Here is a 9,501-nt window from a genome sequence, read left to right as displayed (position 1 = left end):
CTCCCCGACTACATGGTCCCCGCCGTCTTCGTCCCCCTCGACCACCTCCCCCTCACCCCCAGCGGCAAAGTCGACCGCCGCGCACTGCCCGAACCGCAGGTGCAGACGGAACAGCTCGCCACCGCCTACGAAGCACCCCGCGACGAGACCGAGGAGACCCTCGCCGCCCTCTGGGCCGGCGTCCTCGGTGTGGAGAAGGCCGGCATCCACGACAACTTCTTCGAACTCGGCGGCGACTCCATCCTCGCCATCCAGCTCATCTCCCACGCCCGCCAAGCGGGGTTGCACCTGACCTCGAAGCAGATGTTCATTCACCAGACCATCGCCGAGCTGGCGTCCGTCCTGCGGCGTGCGGACGCCGACGCACCGGCCACCGGCGACCACGCGACCGAGGCGGCGGGCAGGGTGGAACTGACCCCCATCCAGAGGTGGTTCTTCGCCGAGCACAGGGCGCACCCCGACCAGTACGCGATGTCCGTGCACGTCACCCTGGCTCCGGACACGGACCCTGCCGTGCTGGAGCGCGCCCTCGCGGCGGTGGTCGACCACCACGACGTGCTGCGCATGCGGTACACGGACGACGGCGCGGGCGGCTGGGTCCAGGAGTACGGCGAACGTCCCGGTGGGCTGCTCTCGGTCCGAGACCTGATGGCGGTGGCCAGCTGGGAGCGTGCGCTGGACGAGGCGGCGCTGGAGGTCCAGCGCGCCCTGGACCTGCGCGCGGGCACCCTGGTGCGAGGGCTCTTCGTGCGCGTGCCGGACGGGGCGCCGCCCCGTCTGTTCCTGGCCATGCACCACGTGGTAATGGACGGCGTGTCGTGGCGCATCGTCCTGGAGGACCTGTCCACCGCCTATGCTCAGCTCACCGAGGGTCGGTCCGTGGACCTGGCTCCGAAGACCAGCAGCTACCAGCAGTGGGCGCGGCGCCTGACCGCGCACGTCCGCTCCGGCGGCTTGGACCACGAGACCGCGTACTGGCGCAATGCCGTGTCCGGCACCATGGAAGTTCCGTGCGATGGGCAGCCGGCGAGCACGTACGGCGAGGTCGCCGTGGAGTCCTCAGTGCTGGACCGGTCCGCGACGGAGGCGCTGCTCCAGCGCGCGCCCGGCGCGTTCCGCACCCGGATCAACGACGTGCTGCTGGCCGCGCTCGGCCGGGTCCTGCGGGACTGGGCGGGCGCACCGGTCACGATCGCCCTCGAGGGCCACGGCCGCGAGGGGCTGTTCGACGACGTCGACCTGTCCCGTACGGTCGGCTGGTTCACGACGATCTATCCCGTCGCCCTCGACGTTCCCGAGGGCCCCTGGGAGGCGGCGCTGAAGGCCGTCAAGAAGACCCTGCGCAAGCTGCCTGGGCGCGGACTCGGCTACGGGGCCCTGCGTTACCTGTCCGAGCCGGGCAGCGCCGCGCACACCGCCCTGGCCTCCGCCCCGCATCCGCGGATCAGCTTCAACTACCTCGGCCAGTGGGACGGCGCGGCCAGCCACAACGGCGGACTCGTCCGGGACCGGCTGGACGGCCTCGGCGCCGACCATGCGCCCGGCGAGGCCCGTCCGCACCTGATCGACGTCGTCGCCGCCGTCAGCGACGGCGAGCTGCGCGTCGATTGGCTGTACGCGCCGTCCGCCCACGCCCCCACCACCGTCCGTCGGCTCGCGGACGGCTTCCACACCGCCCTGCGGCAGATCGCCGCCGCGGCTGGCAAGTGACCATCATCGGAAGGTTTTGCAGTGGCTCGCTATGTGCTGAGTGACATCGAGAAGAACGAACTGACCACCGTGGCGGATGCGTTCCTCACCACCCACCCGGTCTGGGCACCGCTGGAGTACGCGAACGAGATCCGCGCCGAGGCGGAGCGGCTCCCCGTGGGAGTACGTCGGTTCCTGGTGTCGTCCCGTGCCGCCGAGGACGCCGTCATCGTGCTGGGGAACCTGCCCGTCGACGACGGCCTCGTGCCGACCCCGCCGAGCTGGAAGGTCGCGGAGAAGGAGGCAGCGGCTATCCGCGAGGAGCTGGTGCTGCTGCTCGTCGGGTCCGTGCTCGGGGAGCCGTTCGGCTGGGTCAACCAGCAGAACGGCCGCCTCGTGCACGACGTCTGCCCGTCCAAGGGGCAGGAGAACTCCCTGACCAGCGCAAGCAGCCAGCAGCAGCTCACGCTGCACACGGAGGACGTGTTCCACTCCTGCCGGGGTGATTACGTGGCGCTGATGTGCCTGCGCAACCCCGACGCCGTGGGTACGACGGTGGCGTTGGTGGAGTCCGTGGACTTCCCCGAGCCGGTACGGCGGGTGCTGCACCAGGACCGCTTCCGGTTCTTCCCGGACGACTCCCACCACGTGGTGCCGCAGCACAGTGCGGAGAACCCGTCGGCGCTGGAGGACCGTCCGCACGAGATGGCGTCCGTGCTATTCGGTCCCGAGGAGGCGCCGTACCTGCGGATCGACGCGGATTTCACCGACACGGTGCCCGGCGACACCGAGGCGGAGGCCGCCATGAGGGAGGCCGCCGGCCTGCTGGCCGCCGCGGCGCAGCGGGTCGTCCTGAGCCCCGGGGACGCCGTGTTCATCGACAACCACCGGGCCGTCCACGGGCGCGACACGTTCACACCCCGCTACGACGGCACGGATCGCTGGCTCAAGCGCACCAGTCTGGTCCGTGATCTGCGCCGCACCTATGTGCGGACGAAGACGCGCTCGCGGCTCCTCGGCTGATGCCGTCGGCCAAGACGCGGCGCGGCGGCGGCTTCACACTGCTGTGGGCGGGGTCGGCGCTCGGTGAGTTCGCCTACAGCACGTCGCTGATCGTGCTGCCGCTGATCGTGCTGGCGCTGACCGGCTCGCCCTCGCAGGCCGGGATCATCGGGTTCGTCGACGCGGCGGCGATGCTCCTGGCGGGGCTGCCTGCCGGAGCCGTCGCCGACCGGTACGACCGCCGGTCCGTGATGCTGTGCTGCCAGGCCGTGCTGGTGGTGGTGTTCGGCACGCTGGCCCTGTTGCTGTGGGCGGACGCCGTGTCGCTGACCGCTCTGGTGGCGCTCGCCCTGGTCAACGGTGCGGCGACCGCCCTGACCATGGCGGCGGGCGAGGCGATGATCCCGAGCCTGGTGGCGGAGGAAAAGCTCTCCGACGCGGTGGCCATGAACGCGGCGCGCACGTACGCGGGTCAGTTGGCCGGCACGTCCGCCGGTGGGTTCCTGCTGGCGCTGAAGAACGCGTTCCCGTTCGTCGTCGGCTGCCTGGCGCATCTGGCGGGGCTGGTCCTGCTGCTGTTCCTGAAGCGGCAACCGCCGGCCGCCGGCGCTGCGGCTGGCCGACCAGTGCTCAGCGTGCGGGGACTGCTGGAAGGGGTCCGCTTCATCACCTCCCATCCGTTCCTGCGCATGGGATTGGCGTGCGCGACGGCGACGAACTTCTTCTTCGGTGTCATCTACTTCGTCGTCATCGCCTCGGCGCAGACCGGCGGCATGGCCACCGGGCTCATCGGTGTGATGGCGGCGCTGCTCGGCGTCGGCGGCCTGCTGGGCGCCCTCGCAGCACCGCTGCTCCAGCGGGTCTTGACCGGCGCCCGGCCCATCCACGTCGTGTTGTGGACGTTCGTCGTGCTGACGGTGGGGATCGCGGTGCTGCCGGGTTTCTGGACGCCGGGGGTGCTGCTGGGGGCCATTGCCTTCGCGGCACCGACGGCCAACGCGTACTTCACCACCTGGCAGCTGGTCCTCACCCCGGACAGTCACCGAGGGCGGGTGGTGAGCGTGGCGGCCATCGCGAGCGGTGGCGGCGGGGCGATCGCCCCGCTGGCCGGCGGCATCGTGCTCGACCTGGCAGGCCGGTTCGCCGGCCTGCTCGGCTGCACGGCGGTGATGGCGGTCATCGCCCTGCTGATGTCGCTGAGTCCAGCGCTGCGCGACGTACCGGAGCCCGGCGCGGCCGAGACCGCACCGTCCGACACCGACCGCTCCCATGCCGGCGCAGCTGCCCCCGAACCGGCGGCTGCTCCACAACCGGCCGCGACGACCCAGCCCCCCGTCCGCTGACAGACAGAGACAGCCCACCATGACCATTGACCCGGCCACCATCGACCTGGCCAACCCCGATCTCTATACCTCCAATGTCCGCTTCACCATGTGGGACGACTACACCCGGGCGGACGCGAAGGTCTGGAGCGATCCGGGCCTGTCCCCGTCCGGCTTCTGGTCGGTCTTCTCCCACCGCGACGTCGCCGCCGTCCTCTCCCCTAAGGCGCCCTTCACCTCCGAGTACGGCATGATGATCGGCTTCGACGCCGAGCACCCCGACCACTCGGGCGGCAGGATGCTGGTGGTGAGCGAGGGCAGCTGGCACTCCACGCTGAAGCGGCTCATCGGACCATTCCTCTCACGGTTGCGCGCCCCCGAGCTCCAGTCGGTGCTGCACCGGGAGGTCCGGGACATCATCGACCGGCTGCGGTCGCAGGACTCTACCGACATCGCCCAGGGCATCGGCCCGCGGCTCCCCGCCGCGATCGTGTGCGAGGTCATCGGCGTGCCACTCAGTGAGCGGGAACAGCTGATCGAACTGACCAACCACGCCTTCGGCGGCGAGGAGAGCAGCTTCGACAGGATGACCCCGGCCGAGGCGCACACGGAGATCCTCTTCTACTTCCACGAACTGATCGAACGACGCCGTCGGCAGCCCGGTGCCGACCTGGTAAGCGCGTTGCTGGAGGACGGGCGGCTCAGCACCGAGGACGTGCTCGTCAACTGCGACAACGTGTTGATCGGCGGCAACGAGACCACCCGCCACTCGATCACCGGAGCCTTCCACGCCTTCCAGGAGTTCCCTGGCACCCTGGACGCGCTGCACGCCGACCCGGAACTCGCCGGCCCCGCCATGGAGGAGGTGGTCCGCTGGACGTCCCCGGCGGCGCACGTGCTGCGGGTGGCGACCAAGGACTGCGAGATCGGTGGTCAGGAGATCCTCAAGGGGCAGCCGGTGGTGGCGTGGCTGTCCGCCGCCAACCGCGACGAGCGACTCTTCCCCGACCCGCACCGCTTCGTCCCGGACCGTGCGCCCAACCGCCACCTGGGGTTCGGCAACGGTCCGCACCATTGCCTCGGTGCCGCTCTGGCCCGGCTCGAACTACGCGTGTTGCTCCAAGAGCTCGCAGCCGAGGCACGGGGGGTGGAACTGGCCGGAGAGGTGCGCTGGATGCGCTCCAACCTCGTGCAGGGCTACAGCAGCCTTGAGGTCTCCATGGATTGGCGCTGACCTCCCCTCGATATCGAGCCCCTCCGCGTGCAAGAGCCTCACCTCGCTGGGCGAGGCCATCCTCGGCTGACGATCGGACCCTCACATGTCCCTCCCCTCCCCCTCGACGTACCTGACCCGCCACACCCGGCCCGAGCGCCCGGCGCGCCGCCTGGTCTGCTTTCCGCACGCGGGAGGCGCGGCGAGCTTCTTCCGCCCGTGGTCCCTGTACGCGGACCCCTCGGTGGAGTTGCTGGCCGTCCAGTATCCGGGCCGCGAGAACCGGTTCCGGGAAGCTTTGATCCCGACGATGGACCCGCTGGCGTCGGCCGTCGCCGACGAGCTGCTGACCGTGCCGCCGCTGCCCACGGTGTTCTTCGGCCACAGCATGGGTGCGGCCGTGGCGTACGAGACGCTCTTGTGCCTCCAACAGGCGGGGGCCGCAGCCCACATCACCCGCCTCTGCGTTTCCGGCCGGTCCCCCGACGGTGCCGTCGGCCCGGCCGTGCGAACGGACGAGGAGGTGGTGGAGACGGTCAGGTCCCTGGGCGGCACTCACACGACCGTCTTCGACGACCCGGACCTGCGGGAGCTGCTCCTGCCGGCGATCCGCAACGACTACCGTCTGATCGACGGCTACCGCCGCCGGACCGACGCACCCCTGCTGCGCGCCGATGTCCACGCCCTGACGGGCGACCGGGACCCACAGGTCACCGCGGAGCAGACGGCGGGGTGGAGCGCGATGACGTCGGGCGCCTTCACTCTCACGGTGCTGGAGGGAGATCACTTCTATCTGGTGCCGGCTGCCGAGCAGGTGGCCCGTATCGCCATGGAACCGGCACCGTCCCTTCCGGTTTAGCGGAATCCCCCGGGTCAAGGCTTCAGAAGCTACCGCACCTGATTGTTGTTTCATCCTCGTTCAAGCTGCTCGACATGCCAAGTCGAGTCAAATCAGGCTCAGCTGCCGAAAGGCGTATAACTCAATGGAAAGGGTGAATTCCTTGTTGCACCGACGAAAGAGATGTGCGCTCGCTGCGGCGTCGCTCACGGCGGCACTCGGTCTCGTGCCGGTTAACACGGCTCAGGCGGCAGCCTGCCAATGGCAAAAGACGGCGTGGGAACTGCCATCCACCACAACCGCCGGCACGCTGTACGGAAGCGACGGCGGCCGGTACGGAGTCGGCGTCACCGGAACGCGGTCCATCATCGGGCCTTCCGGCTACAAGGACAAGCGGGGAACGCTGTGGGACAACGGAAAGGTCGTGTTGCGGCTGCCCGCGACCAAGCCCAACGTGTCGGACGTCAACGCGGCGGGCCTGATCGTGGGCGACGACATCGTCAACGGCAAGTTCACGGCCGTGACGGTGAGCCGCACCGGGACGACGACTGCGCTGCCGTCCAATCCGAACTGGGATAACTCGGTGGCCACCGTGATCAACAATGCCGGTGACATCGCCGGGACCGCCGGAGTCGGGTCGAAGCGCATCCTGGTGGTGTGGCCGGCGAGCGCACCGGGAACCTACCGAGAACTGACCACTCCCGCGGCCGACACCCTCATCCCCACCGACATCGACGAGCAAGGCAGGATCGTCGGGTACACCGAATCGGAGGGCTTCGTCGCCGACATCAACAATCAGTGGCACACGCTCGCCGCGCGAGGCTCCAACGGCAAGGGAACTCCATGGGCGATTCGGAACGGGCGCGTTGTCGGCAGCATAAACAATGACACAAGTTACGCCGCGGCCGAATGGGATGCTCAGGGTTCACTGGTCCGGACCATCAGCAATGGCGCCATCGAGGCAAGGGCCATCGGCGGGAACGGAACCGTGGGCGGCCAAGCGTTCGTCGGCTCGACTTCACGGGCTGTCATGTGGCGTGACGGCGTGGTCGCCGACTCGTTGTCCGGAGCCTCAGACTCATTCAGACTCATGGCGATTAGCGCCAACGAGCTGACTGTCTTCGGGAACGAGAGCTTCCGCCCCGTGCAGTACACCTGCTCCTGACACCCGGAAGCCGGCAGCCCCTCGCCGAAGGGCGCTGCCGGCCCAGTGGTCCTGTACCAGCGTTCAACTCGCCATTAGATCCTCCGGCGATCACTCTTGACGCACCCGCCCTATGTGTTCATCGATCGGTTGGTATTGCGGCGATCAGTGGAATCCGTCTTGCGCCCTGTTGCCGCTGTGGAACACCGCTCGTCAAGGCTCCCGCCCCTGGTGCCCTCGGCGGCTTCGAGGGTAAACATTCACCACAGTTGTGTTGGGTGACGGTCGTGGGCATCAGGTGACGACCGGTGGCCGGGGCGGTCGTCGGCTGACGGTGCGTCGGGCGATCAGAGCGGACCTTCACTCACGTGACCCGGTCGCACTGGGAGGGACACGCACCCGTCGTACGGACAGATGAGCGGGTGCGATCGCAAATCATGCACCCGAGAGAGTCAAAGGCACACGGACCGCATGAGTCACCGAACGCATCGCGCGCCAGCGCGTTCGATCTCACAGAAAAGCCGCACCGGAATGCTCCGATGCGGCTTCGCCGTCTCACGGATCCGCGCAGAGATCCCGCCAGGGCGGACCTCGGTGGGACCTCGCCGTATCACCCTCGTGTCACACCGCAATCACCAACTAGGCAGACTGTCCCGGAACGAGAGGAGCTGACCTGCAACTTCATGCCCGCGCTGGACTGGCGTAGACGCCCCCGGACGGTCTCTACAACCTGTGCCATGTGGTACCCAGTGAGGGACCCAGGATCAGGACCGGGGCGTCTTCTGGCCCGTCAAAGCGGTATTGCAGGGTGTCTGGTGGTGTCTCACTCACGCCCCAGACCCTCTCACGTCTCACGGACGCCGCTAAAACACGGGGGTGCGGGAAACCGGTCTGACCAGGTTGAAGACCTCTCGGGCGGCATATCGCTTGAGGCATCGGACGATCTCGCGTCGGGTCTTGCCCTCCTGCGTGCGGCGTTCGTAATACGCCTGGGTACGCGGATCGTGACGTAGCCGGGTGAACACGATCCGGTGCAGGGCGGCGTTGGCCTGCCGGTCGCCACCGTAGTTGAGCCGGCGCGTGCGCCGCCGGCCGGAGGAGTACTCGATGGGGCTGACTCCGCAAAGGGCAGCAAAGGACGCCTCGGTGTTCAGCCGCTCGGGGTTGTCCCCCATGGTGATCAGGAGAGTAACGGCACTGTCCGGGCCGATGCCCACCGGTACGAGCAGCTGTGGGGCGTGGTGTTCGACGAGCTGGGTCAGGCGTTGGTTCAGCTCATTGATCTGCCCGGTGAGCTGCTCGATGCGCTCGGCGAGCATGCGCAATGTCATGTGGGTGGCCTGGGCCACCGCGTCCTCGTCTCCCCCACGACCGGGTGGGCCGAGGCGCGCGCAGGTGCGGAACAGCTCGGCATTGCCCAGGCTCGACAGCCGTTCCCACAGGGCGGGGTCGGCGATGACCAAGACGGCCTTGAGCTGGTTGATCGCCTGGGTGCGGGCCTTGACCGCCGAGTCCTTGGCGAGCTTGTAGATCCGGGCGGCGTGCACGGGTCCGTCGCCAGATTTGGCCTGGGCACGGGCGCGACCGCTGAGCACGGCTCGCGCTGCGGCCTGAGCGTCGAGCGGGTCCGACTTGCCGAGCAGACGGCGGGCCGACCGGTCGGGCCGGTTCACTTCGAACACCAGGATGTGCTGGGCCAGGAGGTAGCGGGACAGGCCCGCACCGAAGGTGCCCGTGCCCTCCACGCCGGCTCGGCGCACCGTACCCCGCTTGCGGGCCCACACGAGCAACTGTCGGTAACCGGCCGCCGTCGCCGGAAAGGAATCGGTTCCCAGGACCTTCCCGAGCGGGGAGATCACGGCGGCGACATGAACCTCGCCGTGCGTGTCCACGCCCAGGACGACCTCGCGCCGGACGGGCGGATCCGTGCTCGAGGAGGTACTGCGCTGTCGGGTCGTCATGATGATTCGCCTCCCACGTGGTGACGTGCTGGCTGTGTGGATGGCACCGGCCCGCTCGGGCGGTCTGAACCGTGATGGCGCCTGGAACTCGACAAGGCCCCTGTAGGGACACGCCCTGTGGCTCGGTGGCAGGCAGCATCCCGCAACGACGGTCGACATGCCGGTGACTGGACACTTCGGTCAAAAATCTCACGAGTCAGACCCCGTCCGGGATGGCACCGCACAACCGTCCCACCGATCCCGGTACAGCGACATGACTCGCTCACTGCCGGTTGGCTTCGGCCGAAGCGAGACTCAACCTGATTGGGCGGGTTGACGACGTGTTGGCTCTT

The 9,501-nt window shown here is 68.7% G+C and carries 7 protein-coding genes; 6 read left to right on the top strand and 1 reads right to left on the bottom strand.

Features of this window, described 5'->3' with window-relative positions; translation table 11 throughout:
* From ACZ7G3_RS30675 to ACZ7G3_RS30650, 6 genes are all read left to right on the top strand, one after another.
* Nucleotides 1-1,710: condensation domain-containing protein (locus ACZ7G3_RS30675; protein ID WP_470929449.1), on the top strand; the 1,710-nt coding region annotated here is incomplete at its 5' end.
* Nucleotides 1,711-1,731: 21 nt separating this feature from the next.
* Nucleotides 1,732-2,712, top strand: a complete 981-nt coding sequence (locus ACZ7G3_RS30670; protein ID WP_470929447.1) for a TauD/TfdA family dioxygenase — start codon at nt 1,732-1,734, stop codon at nt 2,710-2,712.
* Nucleotides 2,712-4,034, top strand: coding sequence for an MFS transporter (locus ACZ7G3_RS30665; RefSeq protein WP_470929446.1), 1,323 nt, complete (start codon nt 2,712-2,714; stop codon nt 4,032-4,034). The genes ACZ7G3_RS30670 and ACZ7G3_RS30665 overlap by 1 nt, the downstream gene beginning before the upstream one ends.
* 19 nt (nt 4,035-4,053) lie before the next feature.
* Nucleotides 4,054-5,247, top strand: a complete 1,194-nt coding sequence (locus ACZ7G3_RS30660; protein ID WP_470929444.1) for a cytochrome P450 — start codon at nt 4,054-4,056, stop codon at nt 5,245-5,247.
* An 85-nt stretch (nt 5,248-5,332) separates the two neighbouring features.
* Nucleotides 5,333-6,085, top strand: a complete 753-nt coding sequence (locus tag ACZ7G3_RS30655; protein ID WP_470929442.1) for a thioesterase II family protein — start codon at nt 5,333-5,335, stop codon at nt 6,083-6,085.
* A gap of 133 nt (nt 6,086-6,218) precedes the next feature.
* The gene (locus ACZ7G3_RS30650) at nt 6,219-7,229 is read left to right on the top strand and encodes a hypothetical protein (RefSeq protein ID WP_470929440.1); all 1,011 of its coding nucleotides are present in this window, start codon (nt 6,219-6,221) and stop codon (nt 7,227-7,229) included.
* An 842-nt stretch (nt 7,230-8,071) separates the two neighbouring features.
* Here the strand turns inward: ACZ7G3_RS30650 and ACZ7G3_RS30645 are convergent.
* A complete protein-coding gene (locus tag ACZ7G3_RS30645; RefSeq protein WP_470929438.1) occupies nt 8,072-9,169 on the bottom strand; it encodes an IS110 family RNA-guided transposase in 1,098 nt (365 codons plus the stop codon).
* Nucleotides 9,170-9,501: the final 332 nt, after the last annotated feature.

It is taken from the genome of Streptomyces sp. NPDC037271 (genome assembly GCF_055603605.1).
The sequence above is the reverse complement of the archived record's forward strand: the minus strand, read 5'-3'. Positions and strand labels throughout refer to the sequence as shown.

What these genes read in the sequence shown, in the direction of transcription:
- ACZ7G3_RS30665 (WP_470929446.1), top strand. Translation starts at nt 2,712, where the DNA reads ATGCCGTCGGCCAAGACGCGGCGCGGCGGCGGCTTCACACTGCTGTGG.
- ACZ7G3_RS30660 (WP_470929444.1), top strand. Translation starts at nt 4,054, where the DNA reads ATGACCATTGACCCGGCCACCATCGACCTGGCCAACCCCGATCTCTAT.
- ACZ7G3_RS30655 (WP_470929442.1), top strand. Translation starts at nt 5,333, where the DNA reads ATGTCCCTCCCCTCCCCCTCGACGTACCTGACCCGCCACACCCGGCCC.
- ACZ7G3_RS30645 (WP_470929438.1), bottom strand. Translation starts at nt 9,169, where the DNA reads ATGACGACCCGACAGCGCAGTACCTCCTCGAGCACGGATCCGCCCGTC.